The sequence below is a fragment of the Streptomyces sp. NPDC048590 genome, assembly GCF_043199535.1.
In the GTDB taxonomy this organism is placed as follows: domain Bacteria; phylum Actinomycetota; class Actinomycetes; order Streptomycetales; family Streptomycetaceae; genus Streptomyces.
In genome coordinates this window covers 378,588-405,172 of the sequence record NZ_JBICWC010000005.1, presented here as the reverse complement: position 1 = coordinate 405,172, position 26,585 = coordinate 378,588, and the positions used below count along the sequence as shown (strand labels likewise).

26 protein-coding genes are annotated in these 26,585 nt (G+C 70.8%); 19 read left to right on the top strand and 7 right to left on the bottom strand.

Annotated elements, in window-relative coordinates:
- Window positions 1-126 precede the first annotated feature (126 nt).
- A complete protein-coding gene (locus tag ACGFNN_RS17725; protein ID WP_393556818.1) occupies window positions 127-1,242 on the top strand; it encodes a ScbA/BarX family gamma-butyrolactone biosynthesis protein in 1,116 nt (371 codons plus the stop codon).
- On the opposite strand, the gene ACGFNN_RS17720 is transcribed toward ACGFNN_RS17725, so the two are convergent.
- Window positions 1,227-1,814, bottom strand: a complete 588-nt coding sequence (locus ACGFNN_RS17720) for a TetR family transcriptional regulator (protein ID WP_393556816.1) — start codon at window positions 1,812-1,814, stop codon at window positions 1,227-1,229. The two genes, ACGFNN_RS17725 and ACGFNN_RS17720, sit on opposite strands and share 16 nt — an antisense overlap.
- A 102-nt stretch (window positions 1,815-1,916) precedes the next feature.
- Between ACGFNN_RS17720 and ACGFNN_RS17715 the strand changes: the two genes are divergently transcribed.
- From ACGFNN_RS17715 to ACGFNN_RS17640, 16 genes are all read left to right on the top strand, one after another.
- Complete coding sequence (locus tag ACGFNN_RS17715; protein WP_393556814.1) at window positions 1,917-3,125, top strand: acyl-CoA dehydrogenase family protein; 1,209 nt, start codon at window positions 1,917-1,919, stop codon at window positions 3,123-3,125.
- A gap of 290 nt (window positions 3,126-3,415) precedes the next feature.
- Window positions 3,416-3,910: a MerR family transcriptional regulator gene (locus tag ACGFNN_RS17710; RefSeq protein ID WP_393556812.1), complete on the top strand. Its 495-nt coding sequence runs from the start codon at window positions 3,416-3,418 to the stop codon at window positions 3,908-3,910.
- A 318-nt stretch (window positions 3,911-4,228) separates the two neighbouring features.
- A complete protein-coding gene (locus ACGFNN_RS17705) occupies window positions 4,229-5,575 on the top strand; it encodes a class I adenylate-forming enzyme family protein (RefSeq protein WP_393556810.1) in 1,347 nt (448 codons plus the stop codon).
- 29 nt (window positions 5,576-5,604) lie between these two features.
- Complete coding sequence (locus ACGFNN_RS17700; RefSeq protein WP_393556808.1) at window positions 5,605-6,363, top strand: SDR family NAD(P)-dependent oxidoreductase; 759 nt, start codon at window positions 5,605-5,607, stop codon at window positions 6,361-6,363.
- On the top strand, window positions 6,357-6,626 hold the full coding sequence (locus ACGFNN_RS17695) for a phosphopantetheine-binding protein (RefSeq protein WP_393556806.1): 270 nt from the start codon (window positions 6,357-6,359) through the stop codon (window positions 6,624-6,626). Before ACGFNN_RS17700 ends, ACGFNN_RS17695 begins: the two co-directional genes overlap by 7 nt.
- A gap of 1 nt (window position 6,627) precedes the next feature.
- On the top strand, window positions 6,628-7,665 hold the full coding sequence (locus tag ACGFNN_RS17690) for an AvrD family protein (RefSeq protein ID WP_393556804.1): 1,038 nt from the start codon (window positions 6,628-6,630) through the stop codon (window positions 7,663-7,665).
- Between the two features lie 28 nt (window positions 7,666-7,693).
- The gene (locus tag ACGFNN_RS17685) at window positions 7,694-8,398 is read left to right on the top strand and encodes an AAA family ATPase (RefSeq protein WP_393556802.1); all 705 of its coding nucleotides are present in this window, start codon (window positions 7,694-7,696) and stop codon (window positions 8,396-8,398) included.
- A 178-nt stretch (window positions 8,399-8,576) separates the two neighbouring features.
- Window positions 8,577-9,989 (top strand): MFS transporter, encoded by a 1,413-nt coding sequence (locus ACGFNN_RS17680; protein WP_393556800.1) that lies wholly within the window; start codon window positions 8,577-8,579, stop codon window positions 9,987-9,989.
- A 38-nt stretch (window positions 9,990-10,027) separates the two neighbouring features.
- Entirely contained in the window at window positions 10,028-10,477 is a 450-nt protein-coding gene (locus ACGFNN_RS17675; protein ID WP_393556798.1) for an ester cyclase, read from the top strand.
- Window positions 10,478-10,566: 89 nt separating this feature from the next.
- Window positions 10,567-11,445, top strand: coding sequence for an FAD binding domain-containing protein (locus tag ACGFNN_RS17670; protein WP_393556797.1), 879 nt, complete (start codon window positions 10,567-10,569; stop codon window positions 11,443-11,445).
- 52 nt (window positions 11,446-11,497) lie between these two features.
- Window positions 11,498-11,995 carry a (2Fe-2S)-binding protein gene (locus tag ACGFNN_RS17665; protein WP_393556795.1) on the top strand — a complete coding sequence of 166 codons (498 nt, stop codon included), beginning with the start codon at window positions 11,498-11,500 and terminating at the stop codon, window positions 11,993-11,995.
- Complete coding sequence (locus ACGFNN_RS17660) at window positions 11,992-14,292, top strand: xanthine dehydrogenase family protein molybdopterin-binding subunit (RefSeq protein ID WP_393556793.1); 2,301 nt, start codon at window positions 11,992-11,994, stop codon at window positions 14,290-14,292. Before ACGFNN_RS17665 ends, ACGFNN_RS17660 begins: the two co-directional genes overlap by 4 nt.
- A 67-nt stretch (window positions 14,293-14,359) precedes the next feature.
- Window positions 14,360-14,674 carry an acyl carrier protein gene (locus tag ACGFNN_RS17655; RefSeq protein ID WP_393556791.1) on the top strand — a complete coding sequence of 105 codons (315 nt, stop codon included), beginning with the start codon at window positions 14,360-14,362 and terminating at the stop codon, window positions 14,672-14,674.
- The gene (locus tag ACGFNN_RS17650; protein WP_393556790.1) at window positions 14,671-15,471 is read left to right on the top strand and encodes a 4'-phosphopantetheinyl transferase family protein; all 801 of its coding nucleotides are present in this window, start codon (window positions 14,671-14,673) and stop codon (window positions 15,469-15,471) included. The genes ACGFNN_RS17655 and ACGFNN_RS17650 overlap by 4 nt, the downstream gene beginning before the upstream one ends.
- Window positions 15,464-16,699 (top strand): XdhC family protein, encoded by a 1,236-nt coding sequence (locus tag ACGFNN_RS17645; protein WP_393556788.1) that lies wholly within the window; start codon window positions 15,464-15,466, stop codon window positions 16,697-16,699. Before ACGFNN_RS17650 ends, ACGFNN_RS17645 begins: the two co-directional genes overlap by 8 nt.
- Complete coding sequence (locus ACGFNN_RS17640) at window positions 16,696-17,439, top strand: thioesterase II family protein (protein ID WP_393556786.1); 744 nt, start codon at window positions 16,696-16,698, stop codon at window positions 17,437-17,439. The genes ACGFNN_RS17645 and ACGFNN_RS17640 overlap by 4 nt, the downstream gene beginning before the upstream one ends.
- Here ACGFNN_RS17640 and ACGFNN_RS17635 read toward each other — a convergent pair.
- Window positions 17,320-18,114 carry an HAD family hydrolase gene (locus ACGFNN_RS17635; protein ID WP_393556784.1) on the bottom strand — a complete coding sequence of 265 codons (795 nt, stop codon included), beginning with the start codon at window positions 18,112-18,114 and terminating at the stop codon, window positions 17,320-17,322. The two genes, ACGFNN_RS17640 and ACGFNN_RS17635, sit on opposite strands and share 120 nt — an antisense overlap.
- A 232-nt stretch (window positions 18,115-18,346) precedes the next feature.
- Between ACGFNN_RS17635 and ACGFNN_RS17630 the strand changes: the two genes are divergently transcribed.
- A complete protein-coding gene (locus ACGFNN_RS17630; protein WP_393556782.1) occupies window positions 18,347-20,716 on the top strand; it encodes a discoidin domain-containing protein in 2,370 nt (789 codons plus the stop codon).
- 60 nt (window positions 20,717-20,776) lie between these two features.
- On the opposite strand, the gene ACGFNN_RS17625 is transcribed toward ACGFNN_RS17630, so the two are convergent.
- Genes ACGFNN_RS17625 through ACGFNN_RS17605 form a run of 5 tightly spaced genes read right to left on the bottom strand, consistent with a single transcriptional unit; the run spans window position 20,777 to window position 25,604 of the window.
- Window positions 20,777-22,030, bottom strand: coding sequence for an ABC transporter substrate-binding protein (locus ACGFNN_RS17625; protein ID WP_393556780.1), 1,254 nt, complete (start codon window positions 22,028-22,030; stop codon window positions 20,777-20,779).
- Entirely contained in the window at window positions 22,027-23,151 is a 1,125-nt protein-coding gene (locus ACGFNN_RS17620) for a branched-chain amino acid ABC transporter permease (RefSeq protein ID WP_393556778.1), read from the bottom strand. Before ACGFNN_RS17620 ends, ACGFNN_RS17625 begins: the two co-directional genes overlap by 4 nt.
- Window positions 23,144-24,034 (bottom strand): branched-chain amino acid ABC transporter permease, encoded by an 891-nt coding sequence (locus tag ACGFNN_RS17615; protein WP_362674480.1) that lies wholly within the window; start codon window positions 24,032-24,034, stop codon window positions 23,144-23,146. The genes ACGFNN_RS17620 and ACGFNN_RS17615 overlap by 8 nt, the downstream gene beginning before the upstream one ends.
- Entirely contained in the window at window positions 24,031-24,810 is a 780-nt protein-coding gene (locus ACGFNN_RS17610) for an ABC transporter ATP-binding protein (protein WP_393556776.1), read from the bottom strand. The genes ACGFNN_RS17615 and ACGFNN_RS17610 overlap by 4 nt, the downstream gene beginning before the upstream one ends.
- Entirely contained in the window at window positions 24,807-25,604 is a 798-nt protein-coding gene (locus ACGFNN_RS17605; RefSeq protein WP_393556775.1) for an ABC transporter ATP-binding protein, read from the bottom strand. The genes ACGFNN_RS17610 and ACGFNN_RS17605 overlap by 4 nt, the downstream gene beginning before the upstream one ends.
- Window positions 25,605-25,788: 184 nt before the next feature.
- Here ACGFNN_RS17605 and ACGFNN_RS17600 point away from each other — a divergent pair, with 184 nt between their 5' ends.
- A complete protein-coding gene (locus ACGFNN_RS17600; RefSeq protein ID WP_393556774.1) occupies window positions 25,789-26,544 on the top strand; it encodes a PucR family transcriptional regulator in 756 nt (251 codons plus the stop codon).
- Window positions 26,545-26,585: the final 41 nt, after the last annotated feature.

Below are 26,585 nucleotides of genomic sequence, written 5' to 3'. Positions count from 1 at the left end.
ATCGCTACCTCTCGGCATGCGGACCACCGGATCCTGTGAATGCTTGAAATATACCTTCGCAACGGTATCATCTTACTCGCTCGCCGAGGCACTCCGCCTCAGCTGGCCCACCTGGGGGGACTAGAGATGCTTCGGAGCACTGATCAGCGCACGGACGGCCACGAGTTCCAGAAGACAGGCACCAGACCCGGACCGGGCGGCGGTGAACCGGCGAACGGCTTCGCCCCGCGCGCACTCGACCACCTCCAGCCCGTCCCACGGCACATGGTGCACCGTGCCGCTGTCGCAGAGGTGTTCGTCACCGACTCGGTCCGCACCGGGGAGGACCGGTTCCTGGTGGCGGCACAGTGGCCCCGGGATCACGCCCTGTACTCGCCGAGTTCCTCCGGCATCAGCGATCCGCTGCTGCTGGCAGAGACGGTCCGTCAGACACTCGTGTACCTGGCCCACCGTTTCTACGGGGTGCCACTCACCCACCGGTTCGTCGGCAGCGGCACGGCATTCCGCATCACCCGGCCGAAGTTGCTGCGTATCGGGGACGCGCCGCTCCCGGTGGTGCTCGACGCCCGGTGGGAGCGGGTGGGCGACCGTCCGCCACGCCGCTTCGGGATGCGCCTGTCGGTGGTGCTGACCATAGGCGGCCAGGTGTGCGGCGAGGGCGAGATCAGCGCGGTCGCCGTCGACGGCCGTACGTACGCGGGCTTGCGCGGGCGCGGCACGGCGTCGGCGGGCACCGGCTCCACCACGATGGGGATGACGCGGATCCCGCCGTCGTCCGTCGGACGGCTGCGCACCAAGGACAGCGTTCTGGGGCTGGCCGCCGACGGAACCTGGCAACTGCTGGTCGACCTCCGACACGCCATCTACTTCGACCACCCCAGCGATCACGTCCCGCTCATGGTCATGCTGGAGGGATTCCGGCAGCTCGGCCACCTCCTGCTCAACGGGAACGCCGGGCACGCCGGGCACGCGGCGGCACACGCGCCGGCCACGGACGGCGAGAGCGTGCTGACCGGGATGTCGGTCGACTGCCGGGCCTTCGGCGAACTCGACGCGCCGATCGCCCTGGTGGTGTCCGGGCGGCAGCCGTGCGAAGGCCCGGGCACGTCCGGCACGCTGACCCTCGAGGCGGTCCAGAACGGCACCGTTCTGGCCACCTGCCTCTCCACCTGGACCTACCCGCCCACCGCCCAGGGGGAGCTCGCCGCCGGGGTGGCGGTCTCCGGTCACGGCCCGGCCTGACCCGCGCCTCCCGATGCGGCCGAAACGGCGTCCCAGAGGGCGGCCACACGTTCGGCCAGGCCTTTCCGGTCCGTGGCGGAGGCAGTGACGTAAGCGCCCACCAGGATGACGAGGGCCAGGTCCGCCGCTCCGTCGGCGGTCCCGGGGTGCGTCTCGCCGGCTGCCGCGGCAGCCGGCGAGACGGGCCTCACGGAACCCGGTGGCCACCGCAGACGGCCGGGCACCCCCGGCTGCGTCTGCGCGGCGTCGAGCATGAGGCGCAGCCCCGCGTTGACCCGCGGTTCGGCCTCCACCTCGCGCGCGAACTCCACCGTCAGCGAGCGCAGCTCGGCCGGACCCCACCCTGTGCCGCGCTCACCCAGCTCTTCCAGGAACGCCGACAGATGACCGCTCAGCGCTTCAGCCAGGTCTTCCTTCCGCGCGAAGTGCCCGTAGAGGGCACCCTTCGTCAGGGACGTCCGGTCGACCACACGTTGCAGGTTGGCGTCCGAGTAGCCGTACCGGGCGAACTCCTCCGCGGCAGCGTCCAGGAACTGCTCGTAGGTACGCCGAGAACGCTCCTGCTTCGCCATTCCATTACCTCCGCAGACCTGGAGAACGACCATCTTACATAAAATACCTTCTCTCACGAATGTTCATTGCACATCGGCAGCAGAATCCGGGGGACACGCAGCATGACGGAACAGGCGATCACACCCCCGTACACCCCGGACCCCCTGCTCACCCCGTCGGCCGTTCCGGGGACCTGGCTGCCGGCACCCCGCCCCGAGGTCGTGCGTGCGGCCGCTGTCGCAGGCGCGGACGCCCGTCGGGCCGACAGGGAGGGACGGCTGTCCCCCGCGACCGTCGAGGCGGTGACGGACGCCGGCCTGCCGGCCCACTTCGTGGGGCGCGGCGGGGAGGGAGCCGGGAGCTTCTCCGCACTGTTCGCGGACATCACCGCCTTGGCACAGGAGTGTCCCTCGGCCGCCTGGTGCGGCGCGCTCTGGGCCGCGCACGGGCGCTTCGCGTCCTGCCTTCCGGAGTTCGGCCGGCGCGAGCTGTGGGCCGACGGCCCCGATGCGCGGATCGCGTCGGCGGTCGCGCCGCCGGCCGGCTCCGCGGTGGTGACGGCAGAGGGCCTGCGACTCAACGGCGTGTGGGAGTGCGTCAGCGGCGCCCGGTACTCGGACTGGATCCTGCTGGCGACGCCGGTGACGCGGGCCCACCCGGAGCACGGCCGGCCGGAGCCCTGGGTCCTCGCCGTACCGACGGGCGAGCTGACGGTCCACGACACCTGGGACGCGACGGGACTACGGGGAACGGCGAGCGACGCCGTGGAGGTGTGCGATCTCCTCGTGCCCGCCCATCGCTCCTTCCCCCTCGCCGGCATGCTGGACGGTACCGGCAACCACGGGGCGGGCCGTCAGCACCGCGCCCCGGCGCAGCTGGCGGGCGGCCTGATCTTCTGCGCGACGGCGCTGGGCGCCACGCACGCCCTCCGGAGGGCGTGGTCCGCGTGGGCCACGGAAGGCGTCGCGGGCACCGGCGGGCGGGGGCCTTGTGACAGTCCGGCCGCGCGCGACGCGCTGGCGGTGTCCTCGGCCCGCATCGACGCCGCGCACCTCCTGCTCGCCCGCGCCGCGTTCCGCGCGGACACCGAACCGGCGACGGAGACCCTCACGGCCGTCAACCAACGCGACGCGGCGTTCGCCGCAAGCCTCCTCCTGGAGGCCGCGAACCACCTCTTCGGTGCGGGCGGCGTGCACGTGCGCGACGCCGGCGGCGACATCCAGCGCCTGTGGCGTGACGTGCAGACCGCGGCCCGCCACGGCGTGCTCCGCATGGAACCGGCCGCAGCCTCCTACGCGCGCGCGGAGCAGTCCTGGCCGCATCTCGCCTGAGTGGCGGACGACCAGGAAGCGCACGCCGCCCGCCCCCGCTCGCACGCATGCGAGCGGGGGCGGGCGCTTTGTAAATAAACGTTCAAGAACGAATGTAGCCCTGAACCCGGATCTGCACATCAAACGGCCAGACCACGCAACATCTGCGCCATCCCAAGAGAGTGCAATGCCGTGACGACACTCCAACAAACAAACCTTCGCGAACGAATTTTTATGTAGGCTCGTGTCCAGCGACCGGCTGAGTCTGCCGGTCAGGTTCTTACGCGTTGTCCACAACAGGGGGTCAGACGATGCCTGAGCGGAAACGTCAGCCGGACGAACACCGCTACACGATCACCGAGGTCGCGCGGCTCACCGGACTGCGGGCGCACACGCTGCGCTGGTACGAGGAGATGGGGCTGGTCACGGATGTGTGCCGGGGCCCGGGCGGGCGCCGGTCGTACGAGGCCTCTCATCTGCGCTGGCTCGACTTCCTCGCCAAGGTGCGGGAGACGGGGATGACCGTGGCCGACCTGACGCGCTATGTGGAACTGGTGCGCGCGGGCGAGGAGAGTGTCGCCGAGCGTCTCGCCCTGCTGGAGGCCCACAGGTGCCGGCTGGACGACCAGGCGGCCCGCCTGGAGCGATGCCTGCGCCACGTCGACGACAGGCTCGCTTCCTACAGGCGGGAGGAGCCGCGGCTCGCCCTCTCCCTCAAGCGGACGAGCGGCCGGAGCAGTCATCGGGTCCCGCCGGCCCCCTCGACGGGGCGTCCTGCCGCGGCGCCCGTCCCGGCCTGTGCCTGAGGAGATGCCGCCGACCGGCCGACGGCAGCGCGAGTGACGCTCGCCACTCACAACTGTACTTGCTTCAGCCTCACTTGAACTTCGTAGCGTCTTCATCACAAGCACGAAGCCGGGTCCGGGCACTACGCCGGAGCGCTCCGCGGCTCCGCCCCGGCCGGACAACCGCTTCCGCGGGGGACGACGAAGTCCCCCGGACCGTGCTGTCCGGTGGCTCCGGCACACCTTTCCCACGATCCCGCCGCACTCGTCATGGTCGCCGCGTCACCGGGCGATCCGAACATCCGGCGCACAGCTGCGGCACAAAAGAGGGTGAACGAAATGATCACATCCTTCCTGGCGCGTCTGCACCGATTCGGTGACGCGGACGCGATCGTCTACGACTCGGTGCGGTACTCGTACACCGGTCTGGTCTCCGGAATCGCGCGATGGCGGGCGTTCCTGGACGACCACGGGGTCGGCGCGGGCCAGGTCGTGGCCCTGGAGGGGGCCGGGTCCTTCGAGACCTGCGCCGCCCTGCTCGCCCTCGTCGAGCGCGGCGTCGTCCTCGTGCCGCTGACTCCGCTCCCCGAGGCCAAGCGGGCCGAGTTCCACGAGATCGCCCAGGTGGAGGCAGTCGTCACCATCGGAGCCGACGGCAACGGCACGTCCTTCGCACGGACCGGACGGGCCGCGGACCACGAACTGTACGGACGGCTGCGTTCGGCCGGGAGGGCAGGGCTGGTGCTGTTCAGCTCGGGCACGACCGGCCGCAGCAAGGCGACGGTGCTGGATTTCACGAAGGTACTCGCCCGGTACGGCGAACCCACCAGGCCGCAGTCCACGCTGGCCTTCCTCAATCTGGACCACATCGGCGGCATCAACACGCTGCTGCACACGCTCAGCCAGGGCGGCACCGTGGTCACCCTGCCGGAACGCACACCGGACAGCGTCTGCGCGGCGATCGCGCGCTTCGGGATCCGGGTACTGCCGACCACCCCCACCTTCCTCAACATGCTGCTGATCTCAGGTGCCTGTCAGAGGCACGACCTCAGCTCCCTCACCCTCGTCACCTACGGCACCGAGCCGATGCCGCTCGGCACCCTCCAGCGGCTGAAGGCGGCACTGCCCGCCGTCCGCCTCAAGCAGACGTACGGTCTGTCCGAACTCGGCATCCTGCCGACCAGGTCGAAGGCGGACGACACCCTGTGGGTGCGCCTGGGAGGGCCGGGGTTCGAGTACCAGGTACGTGAGGGCGTGCTCTGGATCCGCTCGGACATGGCGATGCTCGGCTATCTCAACGCCCCGGCTCCCTTCGATGACGAAGGATTCTTCAACACCCAGGACGCGGTGGAGGTGGACGGCCCGTACGTCCGCATCCTGGGGCGGCGTTCGGAGATCATCAACGTGGCCGGCGAGAAGGTCTACCCCGGCGAGGTCGAGAACGTCCTCCTGGAGTTGGACGAGGTGGTGGACGTCACCGTCTCGGGGCGTCCGAGCCACGTCACCGGCATGGTGGTCAAGGCCGTCGTCCGCCTCACCGCCGACGCCGACCACGAGGGGTTCGGCCGCCGGGCCCGGGCCCACTGCCGGGGTCGGCTGGAAGCGTACAAGGTCCCCGCGGTCGTCGAGATCTCCGATGCGGAGCACCACAACGACCGCTTCAAGAAGACCCGGAGCCTGGTGTGACGGCGTCGGCCGGGACGGGACCCGGCACCATGACGGGGTCCGCCACGCCCGACGGAGGACCCGAGGACAGCCGTGTCGCGGTGGTCAGCGGCGGGAGCCGTGGACTGGGGCGCGTCGTGGTGGAGCGCCTGCTCGCCGACGGCTGGCGGGTGGCGACCTTCAGCCGCACCGCCAACGACTTCACGGCCGACACTGAGCGGCTCCACCCGACCCGCTTCCACTGGGAAGCCGCCGATCTCACCGAACCGGCGTCCATGCGGGCCTTCGTACGGGGCGTGAACCGGCGCTTCGCTCGGGCCGACCTACTGGTCAACAACGCGGGCGTCCTCCACCAGGAGCTCTTCCTGACGACCGCGCCCAAGCGGATCGACGCCCTCCTCACCACCAATCTGCTCGCCCCGATGATGCTCACCCAGGCCTGTGCGCGCCTGATGACCCGTCAGGGCGGCAACATCGTCAACGTCTCGTCGATCAACGCCATCCGGGGCTACCGCGGAGTCTCCGTCTACGCGGCGGCGAAGGCGGGACTGGACGGGTTCAGCCGCAGTCTGGCCCGCGAACTCGGAGCGTTCGGCATCCGCGTCAACTCGATCGTCCCGGGCTTCTTCGACAGCGAGATGACCGCTGAGGTCACCGCCGGCAACCGGGAGAAGATCCAGCACCGCACTCCGCTCGGGAGGCTCGGAACCGTGGAGGAGATCGCCGACGCCATCCTCTTCCTCACCTCTTCCCGCGCCCATTTCGTCACTGGTCAGTCCCTTGTCATAGATGGAGGAATCACATGTTGAGCAAGGCCGAGATAACCGAACTCGTCGTCGTCCGGGTGCGCGATCTGGTGCTCGATCCGGAGCTGGCAGAGGCCGTCGCCCCGCCGGTCGCCCTCATGGAACTGGGCCTGAACTCACTCATGCTCGCCCAGCTGCTCATCGAGCTCGAGGCGGAGCTCGACGTCGACCCCTTCGAGGAGCAGTTCTCCATCACCGACATGCGTACGGTGCAGGACCTCGTGGATGCCTACGACCAGGCTCTCGCAGCCGGTGCGGCAGTCTGACATGGCTGCGACCGAACTTCTGCTGCGCTCCATCGACGACTACCTGGGCCCGGCCGAGGGCCGCTTCTTCTCACGGGGCTACCAGCGCGCGGTCTACGACGTCCATACGGTGGCCGTCACAGGTGCCCGGGCGTGCGACGCCGGCGTCACCGCGACCGCCGACATCACGTATCCCGCCGACTGGTCGAAGAAGAAGGCCGGCGTCGACCTGCGGCCGCACCTGAGTACCGTGGACGCGCTGGTGCTGGGTGTCCAGCTGGCCGAGGCCCACACGACACACGCCTGGGGCCTGGGCGCCGCGGAGCGCAGGACCGTACGGCTGGCCAAGGTGGTGCTGCGGGCGGGGACGGCTCCCCAGGAGGTACTCAAGGACATCCCGCTCTCCGCCTCCCTGACACGTACGGGCCCCGAGCCGGAGCAGCCAGGCCTGCACCGGTCCGTCTACGACTGCTCGGTGGGCGGGCTCAGGGTGCGGTGCGAGCTGGTGCACCCGGTCTTGGCGGAAGCGACGACCGGCGTCGTACACGACTCCCTGGCCGATCTGCTGGGCCCCGGGGAACCCCGCTTCTACGGCGAGGGTTTCAAGCTCCGCAGGCACACGGTGAGCGACGTACGCGTCTCCGTCCCCGAACTGACGGCGCACGGCTCGGTCGCCTTCACCCCGGTCGCCGGAAGTCCGACGCCCACCGAGGGCATCGAGGGAGCGCGGCAGCCCTCCGTCTCCCTGATCGACTGCTTCGTCGTCACCCTCCAGCTCGCCCAGGTCCTCATGTACGAGCTCGACTCGGTCTCCCGCGAGGACAGCAACACGCTCTGGATGATGCAGACCTCGCTGGAGGCGGCCGGAGCCCCCGAGCCGCTGACGGCGGCGGATGGCCCGCCCCTCACCGCCACGGCCGCGGTGACGGCCAAGCGCACGCTCCCTCTGCGCGGCGCGCTCTGGCGAAGCGTCGAGCTGAGCGGCGAGCTGGAGGGCATCCGGATGCGCGCCACCTTCGCCCACGAACTGCCCGCCGACGCCAAGGCCACCACGGCCTGAACGGCCCCCACCGACAGGAAGTACACCCATGCGACTGTCCATTTCCGGTACGTACTCTGCCGGCAAGACCTTCACCACCATGGCCCTCGCCTACTACACCGGGCTCCCCCGTTCGCCGGCACGGACGATCCGGGAGATCATGCCGGACGCCGTTCCTGGCAAGGCGCTCACCGAGGTCACCCCCGCCGAGTACATCCAGCTCGCGGTCCGCCGCCATGTCGGCCGTGCCGTCAGCGAGGCTCTGCTGGGCGATGACTTCGTGGCCGACGGTTCGTCGCTGCAGGAGTGGACCTACGCCGCGGCCCGTGTCGAGTTCGGTATGGACCCCGGGGCGGACACAGGTGCGCAGTCCCCTCCCTCGGCGGAGATGCTCTTCTTCGGCGAGGTGGCCGACCAGCTGGGCCACGCCTTTCGCCAGCACGTCAAGGAGGGCTTCGACGGCTTCGTCCACCTGCGCAACGAGTTCGCCCTCGGCGCCGACGGCCACCGGCCGATGAACGAGGGCTTCCGGGCGCGGTGCGACGAACTGCTGCTGCGTGCCCTGGACGACCTGGCCATCCCGTACCTGCCCGTGGGCGGTTCCGTTCCCGAGCGCCTCACGACGATCGTCGAACACTTCGGTCTGCCCGTCGTACGCGGACTCGACGAGGCGATCGCCCTGGCCGAGGCCGACTACGCGAAGGTCGACTGGCGCCTGGAGAAGGCCCGCCGCCCCGCCGTGTCCGCCGCCTGACCACACGTCACCCATCAGCCGGCCGGTGCGGCCCCCGCCGCACCGGCCCGTCCGGGGCACCGCCCAGGATCCCGAGAAAGCGAACACCACCATGTCCCATCCCACCGACACGGCCCCCCGGTCGCGTCCGGAGCCACTCGCGGCCCAGCCTCCGGCGCCCTACACAAGGCGCTGGCTGATGCTGCCCGTCCTCCTCGCCGCCATGTTCATGGCCCAATTCGACCTCTACGTCGTCAACGTCGCCGCACCTTCGCTGGAACACGACCTCGGCGCCGGTCAGGCGGCACTCGAACTCATCGTGGCCGGTTACGGCTTCACCTATGCCAGCGGGCTGATCACAGGTGGACGTCTCGGGGACCTGCTCGGCTCCCGGGCGATGTTCCTCTACGGCACGCTGGCCTTCACTCTCGCCTCACTGCTGTGCGGGCTCGCGCAGAATTCGGGCGAACTCGTCGGCGCCCGTCTGCTGCAGGGCCTCACCGGCGCGGCGATGGTGCCGCAGGTGCTGGCGACGATCACCGGCGTCTTCCCCCCGGCGGAGCGGGCCAGGGCACTGGCCTGGTTCGGCGTCACCATCGGTGTCGGAGCCGTGGCGGGACAGGTACTGGGCGGTGTGCTGCTCCAGGTGGACGTGCTCGGCCTCGGCTGGCGCGTGATCTTCCTGGTCAACGTGCCGATCGGACTGGCCGCCGTCGGGTTCGCCCTCCGGCTGCTGCCTCGCCGGGTACCGGGCGCCGGCGTCAAGCTCGACCCGCTGGGCGCCCTCGGGATCTCGGTCTCGCTGGCCCTCTTCCTGCTCCCCCTCGTCATCGGGCGCAGTGAGGGCTGGCCGGTCTGGGCCTGGATCTGCCTCGCGGTGTCGGTTCCCCTGATGGCGCTGACCCTGAAATGGGAGAACGCCCTGCTGCGCCGCGGTGGCCAGCCGATGCTGGACACCCTCCTGCTGCGCAACAAGGTGTTCGTGCAGGGGCTCGTCGTGTGTTTCGGAGCCTTCTGCGCCTTCTTCAGCTTCATGTTCGCCCTCACTCTGGTCTTCCAGACCGGTCTCGGACTCAGCCCGCTGAAGGCCGGCATCATGTTCACGCCACTGGGGCTGGCGTTCGCCATCGCCTCGATCCTCTCCCCCCGCATCGCCGCCCGGCAGGGCGCCAGGCTGATCACCATCGGCACGGCGGTGGCAGCGGTCGGCATGCTGGCGCTCGTCGTCGACGTCCAGTTCTCCGGCGACGACGCGACCGCGCTGCGCCTGGTGGCCCCGATGATCCTCATCGGTCTCGGCAACGGACTGGCGGTACCCGCGGTGACCGGGGCCGTGCTGGCGGGTGCCCGTCCGGCACAGGCGGGAGCCGCCGCCGGAGTGCTGACCACGTCTCAACAGTTCGCCAGCGCCGCGGGGGTAGCCGTGCTGGGCACCGTGTTCTTCGCCGCTGTAGGCACCCGGCACGGTGTCTCCGCCTACGGCGACGCCCTCACCTGGGTCGCCGCCATCGACCTGGCGCTGGTCCTGCTCGCCTGTCTGATGAGCACCCGGCTGCCGCGTCCTCCCAAGCCCGTGCCACCCCTGGCCACCGCACCGGCAGCCACCCGCTGAGCCGTCCTGACCCGCCCTCGTCCCGAAGGAGCCCCACCATGACCGAAACAGCCCCGTCCGTCCTCGCGGACCGGAAGCGACGCGTCGCGCTGCTGTTCGAGGAGATCATCACCAACAACCGTCTGGAACTGGCCGACGAGATCTTCGCCGAGGACTTCTACTGGCCACAGTTCGACCTGCGTGGGCCGGAGGGTGTCCGTACGTGGGTACGCGCCTTCCGTACCGCCTTCCCGGACATCAGCGACCTCGTCCAGGAACAGACCGCTGAAGGCGACCTGGTCGTCACCCGCGTGGAGTGCGTCGGAACACAGCTGGGCCCGTTCCGGGGCCTGCCGCCGAGCGGCAAGCGCGCCACCTTCACGGCGATCGGCATCGACCGGTTCGACGGCGAGAAGGTGGTCGAGCGCTCGGCCCACTTCGACATCGTCGACCTCATGAGGCAGTTGGGGCACGAGTCCTTGCGGGTGCCGCCCGTCGCACAGCCCTGATCCGGCCGGCGGCCCCCGTACTCCGGCGGGCCGCCGCGCTCCGTCCTTCCCCTCCGTACCCGTCGCACCCCGCCCAGCCAGGAGAGTCCATGAAGCCGGTCCGGTTCGCCTACCACCAACCCACGTCCGTCGGCGAGGCGATCGCGCTGCTCGGCTCCTACGGCGGCGGGGCGCGGGCGCTCGCGGGCGGGCAGAGCCTCATCCCCCAGCTGAACCGCCGCACCGTGCGGCCGGAGGCCGTCGTGGACATCGGCCGGCTGCCCGGGCTGCGGCACTTCGGCATGGAAGGCGAGGGCATGCGGATCGGCGCCCTCACCACTCACCATGACCTGGAGACGGCCGACCGGCTGCCGCCCGGATTCGCTGTGGTGCCTGAAACCGCGCGGCTCGTCGGGCATCCGCCGGTGCGGTCCCGGGGCACCCTGGTCGGCAGTCTGGCGCATGCGGACCCGCGGGCGGAGTGGTGTCTGCTCGCCGTCCTCCTGGACGCGGTGGTCTCCGTGCGCGGGGCCGACGGAACGCGATCGCTCCCGGTGCGGGAGCTGTTCGCGGGCGGGGGATGCACCGTCCTCGCCCATGACGAACTGTTGACCGATGTGTTCCTGCCCCGGGCGGAGCCGAGTGCCGCACTCGTGGAGACGGCCTTCCAGGAGGGCGCACTGCCCCTGGTTGCCGCCGGTGCCGCGGTCCGCCTCGGTCCCGACGGGCTCGCCGTGTCGGTCAGGGCCGCCTTGGCCGGCACCGCCGACCGCCCGGTGCGGCTGCCGGCGCTGGAACGTGCCCTGTGCGGCACGCGCCCGGACGGGACCTGGCAGGACATGGTCGGGGATGCGGTCGCGGAGCTGTCCGATCCTCCCTCCGACGAACTCGCGTCGTCCTCCTACCGGCGCCGCACGGCCGGGGCGGCCCTCCTGAGCGCCTTCGAGCGGTCGGTCTCCCGCGCCGTGGCCGCCGCAGCGGTCTCCTGAAGGCCCGTCACTCCCTACCCTCCACCAGAGTTCCAGAGAAAGCAGGCAGGCGATGGACGCCCCCACAGGCACACCGGAACGCACCGTGCGTCTCACGGTCAACGGAGAGCAGCGGACCATCTCGGTCGAACCCTGGCGCGGGCTCGCCGACGCCCTGCGCCGGAAGCTGGGACTGACCGGGACCACCGTCGGCTGCGACCAGGGGGAGTGCGGAAGTTGCACCGTCCTGGTGGACGACGCCCCTGTGCGGTCCTGCCTCATGCTCGCCGCCCAGGCGGACGGCGCCGTCGTCGAGACCGTCGAGTCGATGGCCCCTGACGGAAAACTGGGCGAGCTGCAGACCTCCTTCAGCGAGCACGGGGCCCTCCAGTGCGGCTTCTGCACCCCCGGTTTCCTGATGCTCGCCACCGGGCTGCTGCGCGCGGAGCCCGCCGCAGACCGTGCCCGGATAAGGGAGTGCGTCAGCGCCAATCTGTGCCGATGCACCGGATACGGCGGCATCATCGATGCCGTGGCCGCCCTGGCCGACTCCCCCGAGGATGCCTCATGAGCGCCATAGGTCTGTCCGTGACCCGGCTGGAGGACCAGCGTCTGCTGACCGGCCGGGGGCGATTCCACGACGACGTCACGCGTCCCGGTCAGCTGTGGATGCGTGTGGTCCGCTCGCCCTCCGCTCACGCCCGGCTCGTCGGCGTGGACACCCGGGAGGCCGTCGGACTGCCCGGTGTCACCGGGGTGTACACCGTCGCGGACCTGCCGGGTGACCCGCGCATCCCGGTGCGCCAGCCGCACCCCGGGCTCGACTTCACGCCTTACCTGCAGTCCCCGCTGGCCACCGGCTTCGTGCGTTACGTGGGCGAACCGGTCGCGGTCGTCCTCGCCGACGACCCCTATGTGGCGGAGGACGCCGCGGACCTTGTGCGCCTGGAACTGGAGGAACTGCCTGTCGCGCTGGACGCCAGGGGCGCCGCCGGGAAGCGGCCGGAGAGTCTGGGCGGTGTGGACGCAGAGGTGGGCGTGGTGCGTTTCGCGTACGGGGACGTGGAGGAGGTCTTCCGCACCGCCCCGCACGTGGTGACCGCCGAGCTCGGCACCGGCCGTCACAGCGGCACCCCGTTGGAGCCTCGCGGGCTGGTCGCTGAGTGGGACGAGCGCGCGGGACGCATGACGATCTGGGGCGCGACGAAGGTCCCCTACTTCAACCGCAGGGTGCTCACCACACTGCTCGGCCTGCCCGAACACAGCATCCACATGCTGGAGTCCGACGCCGGCGGCAGCTTCGGGATTCGCGGGGAGTTCTACCCGGAAGACCTCCTTGTCCCCTTCCTCTGCAAGCTGACCGGCCGCCCGGTCAAGTGGTCCGAGGACCGCGAGGAACACTTCCTCGCGGCGAACCACGCCCGCGAGCAGGACCACCGCGTCGAGCTGGCCTTCGACGACGCGGGGACGCTGCTGGGGCTGCGCGACGAGGCGTGGCTGGACAGCGGTGCCTACATCCGCACGCACGGCGCGGTCGTCGCCGCCCTCACCTCGGCGATGATCTGCGGCCCCTACCGGCTCGCCGCGTGCAGCAGTGACGTCCACATCGTCATGACGAACAAGACGCCGATCGGCACGTACCGTGCCCCCGGCCGCTTCCAGAACAACTTCGTCCGCGAGCATGCCATGGACCTGGCCGCCACCCGCCTGGGCATCGACCCGGTCGAGCTGCGGCGCCGCAATCTGCTCGACGCCACGGAGCTTCCGCACCGCCGGCCGATGCAGGTCTTCGGAGCCCCGATGCTGCTGGACGGCAAGGACCATCTGGATCACTTCGACAAGTCCCTGGCGGCCGTCGGATACGAAGCCTGGCGCGCCGAGGCCCGTGAGGCGCGGGCGGCGGGCCGGCTGGTGGGCACGGGATGCGCCGTCCTGCTGGAGAAGGCAGGGCTCGGCCATGACAGCGCGGTGGTGGACATCGGTGTGGGCGGCGCGGTGCGCGTGTCGATGGGCGGGGCCGGATCGGGCCAGGGCATCGAGACGGTGATGGCCCAGATCACGGCGGAGGAGCTGGATGTCCCCGCCGGGACCGTCAAGGTCGTCCTCTCCGACACGGACATCCTGCCGGACGGTGCGGGCAGCTTCGCCAGCCGATCCACCGTGGTCGGCGGAACCGCGGTGAAGCTGGCAGCCGAGGCGGTGGTCGCCAAGGCGAAGCGGGTGGCGGCCGTGCTCCTGGAGACCGACCCGTGCCGACTGGTCATGTCCGGGGGCGAGGTGGTCGTGGCAGGGGCCCCCGGGCGGCGGGTGCCGCTGGCCGCGGTCGCGGCCGCCTGCTTCACCCCGCGGTTCATCCGCACCGGGGAGGAGCCCGGCCTCATCGGCCGTGGCACGTATGTCGCCGACGGGATGACCTATCCGTACGGCGCCCACTACACCCAGGCCGAGATCGATCCCGGTACGGGCAGGGTCACCCTGCTGCGCTACGCCGTCAGTTACGAGATCGGCCGTGCCGTCCACCCGCGTTCCGTCCGTGGCCAGCTCGTCGGTGGCGTCGCGCAGGGGATCGGCGGCGCGCTCTTCGAGGAATTCCGCTACGACGAACGCGGCAGGCCGCTTTCCCTCTCCTTCCGGGACTACCTGTGGCCCCGCGCAGCGGATGTCCCCGACATCCAGGTCGAGTTGTACGAGGACTCACCGGCGCCGGGCAATCCGCTGGGCGTGCGCGGTGCCGGCGAGGGCGGCACCGCCGGCGTGGGCGCCGCCGTCGCCAACGCCGTGCGTGATGCCCTCCAGCTCACGGGCGACGTGGGGAGGCTGCCGCTGCACCCTCCCAGGGTGCTGGATCTCCTGCTCGCGCGCGGCTGACCTCGCTCCGGCCCGTCCTGCCCCGTTCCCGCCCCTCACCCTCCACCCGGCACAGAAGGAGAACTTCATGCCCCGGCTCGACTCCTCCCGCCCCCGATCCCCCGCCCCTCCCTTCTCTCCAGCACCTCATGTTCGCCAGGACCTCGCCGGTCATGTACGCCGTGCCCTGGGACGTACGCTCGGTGTACCGCCCGAAGGACTGGCAGACGGCCGGGCGGGCCTGCGACAACTGGGCGTCGGGTCGATGGCCGCCCTGGAGCTCCAACGTCGTCTGGAAGCGGAGCTCGGCATCCCGGTCAGCCTCCACGTCGTGCTCGCCGCCGCCGTTGTCGACGACTTGGTCGACCACGTGACTGCCCGGTACGAACGGGCAGCGGCGTGAGCGCGCCCGACCGGGCCGCGGGCGGGACGGAGCTCTGGCTGGTCCGCCAGCCCTCCACCGGTACGGCCGCCGACGACTTCGACCGCACCGTGCTCGACGACGCCGAGCGCGACCGGGCGGGGACCTGCCGTCGCTCCGAGGGCGGACGGCTCTACGCGCTGGCGCACATCGCCCTGCGCCGGTTGCTCGGCCACCGTCTCGGCCTGCCTGCCGCGGAGATCCTCTTCGTACGGGAGCCGTGCCCGGGCTGCGGTGAACCGCACGGCAGGCCGGCCGTGCATCCGGACCAGGCCGGACGCGCCGGCGGGGTGCCGACCCACTTCTCCCTGTCCCACGGCAGCGGTCTGGTGCTGCTGGGGCTCTCGTCCGCGCCCGTCGGCGTGGACGTCGAGCAACTTCCCGGCGCGGAGACCGTGCAGATCTGCGCTCCGGCACTCCACCCCGACGAGTACACGGAGCTGACGGCCCTCGACGACACGGAACGAAGACACGCCTTCGGACGCCTCTGGACCCGCAAGGAGGCCTATCTGAAGGGCATCGGCACAGGGCTGAGCCGCGGGCTGAGCGCCGACTACCTGGGCACCGACGCCGCACGGCATCCCGAGGGCTGGGCTGTGCGGGACCTGCACTGCGACCCCGGCCACGTTGCCGCCGTGGCCTGGCGGGGCACCGCCGGGGGCCCGGTAACGGCGAGGTCGCTCGCCCTGCGATGGTTGAGCGAGCAGGAACTCGGCGCGCCGCACGGAGCACTGCTGCCGCCGCCGGCCTCCAGCAGGAGGGAGGCCACTCATGCGTGACATAGCCGAGCGGTTGCGGACCTGGCACGCGGCCGGCGACCGGTACGCCGTCGCCACCGTCACACGGGTGTCGGGCAGCGCCCCTCGCGACCCTGGCGCCGCGCTGGCGGTCCACCAGGACGGCAGCGCCGTCGGCAGCGTCTCGGGAGGCTGCGTGGAGGCGTCGGTGTACGAACTGTGCCTGCGGGCCCTCGTGGAACGGCGACCTCTGCGTGAACGGTTCGAGTACAGCGACAGTGACGCGTTCGCCGTGGGGCTGACGTGTGGTGGGGATCTGGAGATCCTGGTCCAACCGGTCGGACACGCCGGACCGGCTGAAGACACCGGGGACATCGCCCCGCTCCTCGGCACCGTGCTGGCCCGGATCGCGGCCGGGCTACCGGTCGCGCTGGCAAGGGTGGCGGACGGTCCTGACCGGCTGCTCGGACACGCGCTCGTCGTCACCCCGGAGGGTTGTCACGGCACATTCCCTTCGCGGAGCGCGGCCCTCGGACACGCCGTCGAGACCGAGGCGCGCACCCTGCTCGAGGCGGGCCGCACCGGCGTGCGCACTCTCGCTCCGGACGGCCGGCCGTGCCCCGGGGACGTGCCGGGGACGGTCACGGTACTGGTGGAGACATGGGCGCCGCCGCCACGCATGCTGGTCTTCGGCGCCGTCGACTTCGCTGCGGCGGTGGTGAGCGCCGGCCGCTTTCTCGGCTATCACGTGACGGTCTGTGACGCCCGCCCGGTGTTCGCCACCACCGCCCGTTTCCCTGACGCTCACGAGGTCGTGGTGGACTGGCCCCACCGCTATCTGGACGCGCAGGCGTCCGCGCTGGACGGCCGCACCGCTCTGTGCGTACTCACCCACGACGCGAAGTTCGACATCCCTCTGCTGCTCAGGGCCCTGCGGCTACCGCTCGGATTCGTGGGGGCCATGGGGTCGCGCCGTACCCACGCGGACCGGCTGTCCCGGCTGCGCGATGCCGGGCTCGGTCAAGCCGAACTGGCGCGTCTGCGCTCGCCGATCGGCCTCGACCTCGGCGCCCGCACTCCGGAGGAGACCGCGGTCTCCGTCGCTGCCGAGATCATCGCGCTCCGGGGCGGTGGCAGTGGCCTGCCGCTCTCCGACGTGTCAGGGGCCATCCACCATGCCCCGGGCAGAACCGGTGCCTCCCAGGCGAGGGGCCACGCTCTCTCGGCCGCCGCCCTACCCGCCCATCACCTGGTACAGGCGGGACCGTGACACCCCGTACACCGGGCCTGCGGGACCGGATCCGCGTCTACTGTCTGCCGCACGCCGGAGGCAGCGCCGAGGCCTACCGTGAGTGGCGGCCGTCGGCGACGGGCGCGGGCCCGCGATTCGTCCCCCTGGAACTGCCGGGCCGTGGAGCCCGTCGTGACGAGCCCCTGGCGGAGACGATGACGGAGCTGGCCGACGCGGTCCTGGACCATCTCGGCCGGCGGCCATCCGGCGAACCCTTCGCTCTTTTCGGCCACAGCATGGGAGCCGGTCTGGCGTACGAGACCGCCAGGCGGCTGCGTGCGGCAGGACGTGCGCAGCCCCGGCTCCTGGTGGTGTCGGGCAGCGGGCCGGTGGGAACGGGCCGCCCCTCGGCTGCGTCCTCCTCGGACGAGGAGCTGACGGACCTTCTCGAACTGCTCGGCGGCACGCAGCCCGAACTGCTGCGCAACCGGGCGCTGAGGCCTCTGTGGCTGCCCGTGCTGCGCGCCGACCTGAGGCTGGCATCCGCCTTCACCGACCGGGCTCGCCCGACCGTGCTCGAATGTCCGATCCTGGCCCTGGGAGGCAGCGAGGACCCTCTGGCCGGCCCGGCCGAAGTCGGCGGCTGGAGGGGGCTGACATCAGCGGGCTTCCATCAACGTCTCTACCCCGGGGGCCACTTCTTCCTGCACAGGCACCGGCGCGCGATCGCCGACCACATCGCGGACCTCCTGGCCGCCCGTCCGGTGCACGGGATCTGACGGGTCCGGTGTGGACCCCGCCCCGGGCGATCGCGGATAGGCAGCGAGTGCCGGATCGTCACCGACCGCGTACGGCCGGCCCACGCATTCGAACATCGGGATGTCGGAAACGTGGTCCCCATAGGCATAACAGTCGCGGGCGTCGACTCCCGGGTGGAGCCGTAGGGTCTGTCGCACCGCGGACCGCTTTCCTTCACCGATGACCGGTTCCCGGATCTCACCCGTGTACGTCCCGTTGTCGACCAGGAGTTCGGTGCACAGGACGTGCGCCGCGCCGACCTCGGCGGCGATCGGTGTGACGCACGGTGGGAACGATCCGGAGACGAGGACGACGCCGGCCCCGGCCGCACGGTGTCGCGCGAGTTCGGCCCGGGTGCCTGGCAGGAAGAAGTCCGCCCGGGCGGACCGCAGCGCATACCACCGGGCTCCCAGCCTTTCGGTCTCCTCCACGCTCCGGCCGGCCCACAGCCGGTAGTACGCGCGATTCACCTCCGCCCTCGGCATCCCGGCCGCGCTCAGGGCGCGTATCCCGTCGGCCACCCGCTCGTACCACGGCACCGAGACGAAGCGGAGGAAGTCGAACATCGTCGCCAGCCCCACCAGGGTCTCGTCCACGTCGGAGAAGACGAGGTATCGCCCGCCGCACTCCCCCGACCCGCAGGTGCCCACACCCATGATCTCCCCCGTATGCCGATCGCAAAAGAAACCTACCAGAAGGAATTATTAACGATCGGCGATCACACCACCAGGTGGCCGCACGAGGAGGGGAAGCCGATTCTCGCGATATTGAGTCATGAATTTGAGCTCAGTAGACAAATTTTTGCGCAGCAGCGTGGACTTCCCTACATCCGTGCTCCTAGCCTGTGGGCGTCCGCAGAGCCCATCGAGCCGCAAGGACGACCCACACGTGACCCCACCACCGCCTGGACCACGCCTTCTCAGACGCTCTCTCTCCGCCTCCCTCGCCCTCGCGCTGACCGCCGCCGGGACCGCCGCGGCCTTCGTACTGGCCGGCGCTCCCCCCGCGCAGGCCGCGGCGGTCCCCGCACCGTCACCGGTCGGGATATCCGGCCGGGGCGCCACCGTCCCGTTCAAGGAACAGGAGGCCGAGTACGCCGCGACCAACGGTTCCCTGATCGGGCCGAACCGCCTCTACGGCACCCTTCCGTCCGAGGCTTCGGGCCGTCAGGCCGTGACCCTGGACGCCGTCGGCGAGTACGTCGAGTTCACGCTCACGGCTCCGGCCAACGCCATGACCTTCCGCTATTCACTGCCGGACAACGCGGCCGGGACGGGCCGGGACGCCTCTCTCGACGTGCGGGTCAACGGCTCCTCGCTCAAGAGCGTGCCGGTGACCTCGAAGTACGGCTGGTACTACGGGGGTTACCCCTTCAACAACAACCCCGGCGACACCAACCCCCACCACTTCTACGACGAGACCCGGACCATGTTCGGGTCCACCCTGGCCGCCGGGACGAAGGTCCGGCTCCAGGTGACCTCCACCGCCGCCTCCCCCTCGTTCACCATCGACCTCGCGGACTTCGAGCAGGTCGGCGCCCCGGTCGGAAAGCCCTCCGGGGCGCTGGACGTGGTGAGCGACTTCGGTGCCGACCCGACCGGCGCCGCGGACTCGACGGCCAAGATCCAGGCCGCGGTCGACGCGGGCCGCACCCAGGGCAAGGAGGTGTACATCCCGCAGGGCACCTTCAAGGTCCAGGACCACATCGTCGTCGACAAGGTCACCCTGCGTGGCGCCGGCCCCTGGTACAGCGTCCTGACCGGACGTCACCCCACGGACCGCAGCAAGGCCGTCGGCGTCTACGGGAAGTACGCGGCGCAAGGTGGCAGCAGCAACGTCACGCTGAAGGACTTCGCCATCATCGGGGACATCCGCGAGCGGGTGGACAACGACCAGGTCAACGCCATCGGCGGGGCCATGTCCAACTCGGTCGTCGACAACGTCTGGATGCTGCACACCAAGTGCGGCGCCTGGATGGACGGCCCGATGGACAACTTCACCATCAGGAACAGCCGCATCCTGGACCAGACCGCCGACGGCGTGAACTTCCACTACGGCGTGACCAACTCGACGGTCACCAACACCTTCGTCCGCAACACCGGCGACGACGGTCTGGCCATGTGGGCGGAGAACGTCCCGAACGTGAAGAACAAGTTCACCTTCAACACGGTGATCCTGCCGATCCTCGCCAACAACATCGTCACGTACGGCGGCAAGGACATCACGATCTCCGACAACGTCATGTCGGACACCATCACCAACGGCGGCGGCCTGCACATCGCCAACCGCTATCCCGGGGTCAACTCCGGCCAGGGAACGGCCGTCTCGGGTACCCACACCGCCGCGCGCAACACCCTGATCAGGACCGGGAACAACGACTTCAACTGGCGCTTCGGCGTCGGCGCGATCTGGTTCAGCGGGCTCAACGAGCCCATCAACAACGCCACCATCAACATCACCGACAGCGAGATCCTGGACAGCTCCTACGCCGCCATCCACCTGATCGAGGGCGCGAGCAACGGGCTCCACTTCGACAACATCAAGATCGACGGCGCGGGCACCTACGCCCTCCAGATCCAGGCACCGGGGACGGCGTCCTTCAACAAGGTCGTCGCCACGCACATCGCCCAGTCCAACCCCATCCACAACTGCGTCGGCAGCGGCTTCCAGATCACCCAGGGCGCCGGGAACTCCGGCTGGTACGCGAACCCGCCCGCCTGCACGGGGGTCTGGCCCGATCCGGTGTGGACGAACGGCGGGGTGCCCGGGGGCGGTGGCGGTCCCACGGACCCGCCGGACCCGACCGACCCGCCGGACCCGACCGACCCGCCCGAGGAGACCGGCAACCTCGCCCAGGGCCGCCCGATCACCGAGACGAGTCACGCCGACGTGTACGGAGCGGGCAACGCGGTGGACGGCAACGCCAACAGCTACTGGGAGAGCCGTAACAACGCCTTCCCGCAGTCCGTCACCGTGGACCTCGGGGCCGCGAAGGCAGTCAAGCGGCTGGTCCTGAAGCTGCCCCCGGCCGCGGCATGGGCCACCCGGAGCCAGACCATCGGCGTCACGGGGAGCACCGACAACAACACCTTCTCCACCCTGAAGGCTCCGGCGGGTTACACCTTCAACCCGTCGAGCGGGAACACCGCCACGGTGACGCTCACCGGCACGCCGGTCCGGTATCTGCGGCTCACGTTCACCGCCAACTCCGGGTGGCCTGCCGGGCAGTTGTCCGAACTGGAGGCCTACACCAGCTGACCGCACCCACGACGACGGGCCCGGCCTCCACGGCCGGGCCCGTCTCTGTGCCGGGTGCGATCAGGGCTTGAGCGAGAAGGACTCGGCGGCCGGGGCCACCTCGGCCGGGCGGACCACCTTGAGTCCACCGGGGCTCTTGGCGTCCGGCTTCATCACGACGGTCTGCCGGGTGGAAGGCGCCGCCGGGTCGGTGAAGTCGTGCGAGATGCCGAAGTCGGCCCCGAAGTCCTTCACCGTCAGCAGGGCCTTGTCCACGCCCTCGCGGGTGAGGTCCTTCGACTCGCAGGCCTTCTTCAGCGCCTCGCCGAAGACCGCCGTCGCGTTGTATCCGGCGATGACCCCGTTGTCGAGGGCGTCCTTCGGGTACTCGGCCTTGTAGGCCTTGGCGAGCTTCGAGGGTCCTTCCGCCGCGTCGCCGATGGGGAGGGTGGAGGCTCCGATGTAGTAGTCCTTCTGAAGGGCCGCGCCCGCCTGCGTGGCGAGCAACTGCGGGGCGTACGCCGAGTTGTTGCCGACGACCGGGACGTCGAAGCCGGTGGCCGCGGCCACCCCGACCAGGGAGGCCGCCTGGCGCGGTCCGGCGCTGATGACGACGGCCTTCACCCCGGCCTGCTTGAGGGCGGACACCTGGGCGGTCATGTCGTTGTCGGTCGGCTTGATCTTCTGCTCGACGACGGTGAGCCCGGCCTCCTGAGCCGCGTGCTTCGAGCCGGCCAGGGCGTTCTCGCCGTAGTCGCCCTCGAAGTAGACGTGACCGATCTTGTCGCCCTTGGCGATGCGCTTCTCGTCGAGCAGGAAGTCGATCAGGTTGATCGTCTCGACGTCGTAGGTGGCTCCGATGACGCGGACGTACTTGGAGCCGAGCAGATTCGCGGACCAGGCCTGGGGCAGGACGATTCCCTTGTCCTGCCCGTCGACGCGGGACTCGACGGCGGCGACGAAGGGGGAGCCGATGAACTGGGTGAAGCCGAGGACCTCCGGCTCCAGCTCGGTGTAGGCGCCGATGGCCTTCTGCGGGTCGTACGCGTGGTCGCGGACGGTGAGTTCGATCTGCCGGTCGCAGATGCCGCCGGCCTTGTTCGTCTCCTTCACCCAGAGCTGCTGGGCCTGGGTGACGCTCTTGCCCAGCGAGGCGTAGACACCGGTCATGTCGGTGAGGGCGCCGAGGGTGATCTTCGACTCGGTGACCCCCTGCCCGCTCTTCACGCCGTTCTCGTCGGCAGCGCCGTCGTCCGACGACTTGGCCTTCTCGCTGCATCCCGCGAGGGTGAGGGTGAGAGCCGCCACGACGGCTCCGACAACACGTAGCTTCATTTCTTCTTCTCCCCTGGATTCTTCAGACGCGCAATGCCGCCGGGCAGGAACAGGACGACCGCGACGACCGCGGCGCCGTACAGATAGCGGGACGCCTCCCCGGGTGCGATGCCGCCCGTACCGGGGGCGGACACCAGGGGGAGGGAGTCGCTGTAGTGGGTGAGCACCTGAGGGAGCAGCGACACGAACGCGGCGCCGATGACGGCTCCCGCGACGCTGCCCAGCCCGCCGATGACGATCATGGCGAGGTATTCGAGGGACAGGATCATGCCGAAGTACTCGGGCACGGTCCGCTGGAAGACCAGCGCGAGCAGGACGCCCGCGAGGCCCGCGTACATGGAGGACAGGACGAAGACGCCCGCCCGGTACCTGGCCACCGGCACGCCCATCACGCCGGCCGCGATCCGGTGGTCCCGGATGGCGTTGAGGGCACGGCCCGGCCTGCCCCGCAGCACCCCCCGGGCGAAGAGGGCGCTGAGCAGCAGGGCCGCCAGCGCGAGGTACCAGAGCTTCTCGGAGGACTGGAAGGGCACCGCGGCGACGACCACCTCGGCGTCGTCGAAGGTGAAGCCGAACAGCGAGAGCGGAGGAACCGGGCGTCCGTTGAAACCGCCGGTGAGAGATTCCGCGTTGAACAGCACGTGCTGACCGATGAAGATCAGTGCGAGGGTGGCGATTCCGAGGTAGGCGCCGCTCAGCCGGCCCGCGATGGGGCTGAAGAGCCCTCCCGCGGCGCCCGCGAGGAGCACTGCCAGGAGCGCGGCGAGCCAGCTGGGCAGTCCGAGCCCGCTGAGGGCGTGGCCGTTCTCGGTACTGCTCTCCCCCGCGAGGACGCAGTAGCCGTACGCGCCCACGGCGAGGAAGAAGGCATGGCCCATGGAGAGCTGGCCGGTCGAGCCGGTGAGCAGGTTGAGCCCGATCGCCCCGATCGCGGCGGCCATCGCGAAGAGTCCGGCCTGGAGCCAGAAGCGGTCCAGGTAGAACGGCAGGAGGAGCAGCAGTACGGAGCCGGCGAGCCAGAGGTAGGGGGCGGGGCGACGCAGCCGTCCGGCGAACGGTGTCCCGGTGGCGGGCACGGCCCCCGCGGCGGGCGCGGTGGCGTCCTTGGTGGCTTCAGACACGGGACAGCTCCTTCGTACCGAAGAGTCCCGCCGGCCGGACGAGCAGGACGACCACCATCACCAGGTACGGGGCGAGGTCGCCGATGCCGCGTCCGAGGAAGGAGAGATCGCTCTGGTAGCCCGTGGCGAGTGACTCGGTGACGCCGACGACGAGCCCTCCGACGAGGGCCCCGGTGGTCGAGTCGAGACCGCCGAGGATCGCGGCGGGGAAGGCCTTGAGCGCGGCGAGTGAGGTGGCCCGTTCGAGGCCCGGGGTCGGGAAGACGGTCAGGAACAGTGCGGCGACGGCGGCGAGTGCCCCGGCGACGGCCCACGCGGAGAGGGAGACCCTGCCCAGGCGGATGCCCATGAGCGCGGCGGTCTGCGGGTTCTCGGCCGCCGCCCGCATGGAGACGCCCCACGAGGTGAATCGGAAGGCCAGCAGGAACGCCGTGATGAGCAGCGCCGCGACGAGGAAGGCCGCGATGCGCGTCTCGGCGAGGGTGATGCCCCCGACGGTGACGACGTCGTCGCCCCACGGGTCGCCGAGCGACATGACGTCGGTGCCCATGCGCCGGACGAGTTCGGTGGTGAGGAGGATGTCGACGCCGATGGTGACGATGGCCAGGACGCTCTGGTCGCTGCCCCGGTAGCGGCGCATCACGAAGAACTCGACCGCCGAGCCGACGACCGCCGCCCCCGCGATGCCGACGCCCAGGGCGGGCCAGAAGCCGATGTCGTCGTGGAGTACCGCGGTGACGTATCCGCCGGCCAGCAGGAGTGAGGCGTGCGCGAAGTTGACGACCTCGGTCGCCTTGAAGATGACGACGAAGCCCAGGGCGATCAGTGCGTAGACCGAGCCTATGGACAGGCCGCCGAGGAGGAGTTCGATGAAGGTGGTCATTCCTGTGCTCCCAGGTAGGCCTGCACGACGGCCGGGTCGTTCTGCACCTCGGCGGGCGTGCCACCGGCGATCCTGCGTCCGAAGTCGAGTACGGTCACCGCGTCCGCGAGCCGCATCACCACCCCCATGTCGTGTTCGACCATGACGATCGAGATGCCGAGGCTGTCGCGCACCCCGGCGACGACGGCGGCGGTGCGGCGGCGCTCGTCGGCGGTCATCCCGGCGATGGGTTCGTCCAGGAGCAGGACCTCGGGCTCCATGCACAGGGCGCGGCCGAGTTCGACCAGCTTCTGCTTTCCGTACGGGAGCGCGGCGGCGGGGAAGTCGAGTTCCTTGTCCAGGCCGATGAACTCGGCTATCTCACGCACTCGTTCGAGGTGCCGGCTAGCCTCACGCGTTGCTGAGGGGAGTCTCAGACCGGAGGCCACGAATCCGGCCCGGGTGAGCCGGTGACGGCCGAGCATCAGGCTTTCGGCGACGGTCGCGTGCGGGGGGAGGGCCAGGTTCTGGAAGGTACGGGCCACCCCCAGGTCGGCGATCCTGTGCGGGGCGAGACCGGTGAGCTCGGTGGAGCCGAGGCGCACACTGCCCGACGTGGCGCGGTAGACCCCGGAGAGCACGTTGAAGGTGGTCGACTTGCCCGCGCCGTTGGGGCCGATGACGGCGTGGACGCTGCCCGGTTCGACGGTGAAGGAGACGGCGTCGAGGGCGGTGAGTCCGGCGAACCGTACGGTCACCTCATTCACGGTGAGGGGTGCCGGGGTGACGGTCGTCATGCGGACCACCTGCTCAGGGTGCGGACGGCGCCTTCCGCCTCGGCGGCGTCGGCCGCTGCGGTCTCGTCGACCACGCCGAGGTAGCGGCGGCGTACCTCGTCGGAGGCGGCGAGTTCGTCGGCCGGGCCGTCGAGGGCGACCTCACCGACGTCGAGTACGTACGCCGTGGAGGCCAGGCGCAGCGCGATGGCCGCGTTCTGCTCGACGAGCATGACGGACGTGCCGCCCGCGTTGATCTCCTGGATGGTCTCGGCGATCTTCGCCGCCATCAGCGGGGCGAGTCCGAGGGACGGCTCGTCCAGCAGCAGCAGACGCGGCCCGGCCATCAGCGCGCGGCCCATGGCCAGCATCTGCTGTTCGCCACCGGAGAGCAGTCCCGCGCGCTGGTGTGCCCGCTGGGCGAGCACCGGGAACAGTTCGTGCACGCGCCTGAGGGCGTCGGCGGCCGCCTTGCGCCCACCGCGGGCCCCGAGCGCGCCCGCCCGCAGATTGTCCGCCACCGTCATCCGGGCGAACACCTGCCGCCCTTCCGGCACCTGGATCACTCCGGCGGCCACCACCTGGGCGGGGCGCAGCCCGTCCAGGGGACGGCCGTCGAAGCGAATGGTGCCCGTGCCCGTCCCTCGGTGGAAGCCGAGGGTCCGCGATACGGCCCGCAGCAGCGTGGTCTTACCGGCGCCGTTGCCACCGAGAACGGCGGTGATCGCGCCGGCCGGCACGTCGACGGAGACGTCGCGCAGTGCCCGTACCGGGCCGTAGCCCACGGACAGTTCGCGAATCTCGAGCGTTGCCATGCGTCCTCCTCCTTCCGACTGGTCGTTGTGGTGCCACAGACCAGCAGCGGGGCGCGGGACGCGTCCACGGCACGGGGCTCACTCGCTGCGGGTGACCAGTCTTCGAGGGGCCCCGTTGTGCGCGCGCACAGAGGGGGAGCCGGCGCCGTCGTACCCGGGGCGGCCGGTGGCATTGTCACCGGCCATGAGCGGCTCGGCTCCGGGACGGAGCGAACACACGCGGCGGCGCGGTGACGAGCGGGGCCCGGCCCTGCTCGACGCCCTGCTGGAAGACCGGCCGGAGCCGGATCTCGTGGCGCGCGCGTCCGGTTGTCTGGACGTGCCGGAGCAGGGGCGTTACGCGGTCGCGGTCCTGCGCGGGGGCGGGGGTGACCGGGTCGGCTCCGTCATGGAGGCGGAGGGCCTGCGGTGCTTCCGGCGGGCGGGGGCGGACCGGGAGATCGTGGTCGCCACCCTGGACGACCGGGACCCGGCGGTGTTCTCGGCGCTGCTCGCGCGGTGCTGCCCGGGACCGGGAGGGGTGGGACCGGTCGCCGAGGGGCTGGCGCGTCTGGGGGCCTCACGGCGGCTGGCCGAGGTCGCCCTGCTGACCTGCCTGCCGGGCGCGACGGAGATCGTGCGGCTGGAGGACCGGCTACCCGCGGCTCTCGTGGTGAGCCAGCCGGAGCTGTCGGCCCGGCTGGTCGCGGACGTCTTCGGTCCGCTGCTGGCCCTGGACCCGGCCGACCGCGGTCTGCTGGTGGGCACGCTCGAGACGTGGCTGGAGTGCGGAGGGTCGGCGGGACGGGCGGCCACCAGCCTGTACTGCCACCGCAACACGGTGCTCAACCGACTGCGCCGGCTGGAGCGGCTGACGTCCCGGTCGCTCACGCGGCCGCGCGAACTGGTCGAGATGATGCTGGCCCTGGACGCGCTCAGGCTGACGGCACAGCGGATGTGAGCGGGCCGGAGGACGGCCGCCTGCCGGCCGACCGGCGCCGT

What these genes read in the sequence shown, in the direction of transcription:
- ACGFNN_RS17725 (WP_393556818.1), top strand. Translation starts at nt 127, where the DNA reads ATGCTTCGGAGCACTGATCAGCGCACGGACGGCCACGAGTTCCAGAAG.
- ACGFNN_RS17720 (WP_393556816.1), bottom strand. Translation starts at nt 1,814, where the DNA reads ATGGCGAAGCAGGAGCGTTCTCGGCGTACCTACGAGCAGTTCCTGGAC.
- ACGFNN_RS17715 (WP_393556814.1), top strand. Translation starts at nt 1,917, where the DNA reads ATGACGGAACAGGCGATCACACCCCCGTACACCCCGGACCCCCTGCTC.
- ACGFNN_RS17710 (WP_393556812.1), top strand. Translation starts at nt 3,416, where the DNA reads ATGCCTGAGCGGAAACGTCAGCCGGACGAACACCGCTACACGATCACC.
- ACGFNN_RS17705 (WP_393556810.1), top strand. Translation starts at nt 4,229, where the DNA reads ATGATCACATCCTTCCTGGCGCGTCTGCACCGATTCGGTGACGCGGAC.
- ACGFNN_RS17700 (WP_393556808.1), top strand. Translation starts at nt 5,605, where the DNA reads ATGACGGGGTCCGCCACGCCCGACGGAGGACCCGAGGACAGCCGTGTC.
- ACGFNN_RS17695 (WP_393556806.1), top strand. Translation starts at nt 6,357, where the DNA reads ATGTTGAGCAAGGCCGAGATAACCGAACTCGTCGTCGTCCGGGTGCGC.
- ACGFNN_RS17690 (WP_393556804.1), top strand. Translation starts at nt 6,628, where the DNA reads ATGGCTGCGACCGAACTTCTGCTGCGCTCCATCGACGACTACCTGGGC.
- ACGFNN_RS17685 (WP_393556802.1), top strand. Translation starts at nt 7,694, where the DNA reads ATGCGACTGTCCATTTCCGGTACGTACTCTGCCGGCAAGACCTTCACC.
- ACGFNN_RS17680 (WP_393556800.1), top strand. Translation starts at nt 8,577, where the DNA reads ATGCTGCCCGTCCTCCTCGCCGCCATGTTCATGGCCCAATTCGACCTC.
- ACGFNN_RS17675 (WP_393556798.1), top strand. Translation starts at nt 10,028, where the DNA reads ATGACCGAAACAGCCCCGTCCGTCCTCGCGGACCGGAAGCGACGCGTC.
- ACGFNN_RS17670 (WP_393556797.1), top strand. Translation starts at nt 10,567, where the DNA reads ATGAAGCCGGTCCGGTTCGCCTACCACCAACCCACGTCCGTCGGCGAG.
- ACGFNN_RS17665 (WP_393556795.1), top strand. Translation starts at nt 11,498, where the DNA reads ATGGACGCCCCCACAGGCACACCGGAACGCACCGTGCGTCTCACGGTC.
- ACGFNN_RS17660 (WP_393556793.1), top strand. Translation starts at nt 11,992, where the DNA reads ATGAGCGCCATAGGTCTGTCCGTGACCCGGCTGGAGGACCAGCGTCTG.
- ACGFNN_RS17655 (WP_393556791.1), top strand. Translation starts at nt 14,360, where the DNA reads ATGCCCCGGCTCGACTCCTCCCGCCCCCGATCCCCCGCCCCTCCCTTC.
- ACGFNN_RS17645 (WP_393556788.1), top strand. Translation starts at nt 15,464, where the DNA reads ATGCGTGACATAGCCGAGCGGTTGCGGACCTGGCACGCGGCCGGCGAC.
- ACGFNN_RS17635 (WP_393556784.1), bottom strand. Translation starts at nt 18,114, where the DNA reads ATGGGTGTGGGCACCTGCGGGTCGGGGGAGTGCGGCGGGCGATACCTC.
- ACGFNN_RS17625 (WP_393556780.1), bottom strand. Translation starts at nt 22,030, where the DNA reads ATGAAGCTACGTGTTGTCGGAGCCGTCGTGGCGGCTCTCACCCTCACC.
- ACGFNN_RS17615 (WP_362674480.1), bottom strand. Translation starts at nt 24,034, where the DNA reads ATGACCACCTTCATCGAACTCCTCCTCGGCGGCCTGTCCATAGGCTCG.
- ACGFNN_RS17610 (WP_393556776.1), bottom strand. Translation starts at nt 24,810, where the DNA reads ATGACGACCGTCACCCCGGCACCCCTCACCGTGAATGAGGTGACCGTA.
- ACGFNN_RS17605 (WP_393556775.1), bottom strand. Translation starts at nt 25,604, where the DNA reads ATGGCAACGCTCGAGATTCGCGAACTGTCCGTGGGCTACGGCCCGGTA.
- ACGFNN_RS17600 (WP_393556774.1), top strand. Translation starts at nt 25,789, where the DNA reads ATGAGCGGCTCGGCTCCGGGACGGAGCGAACACACGCGGCGGCGCGGT.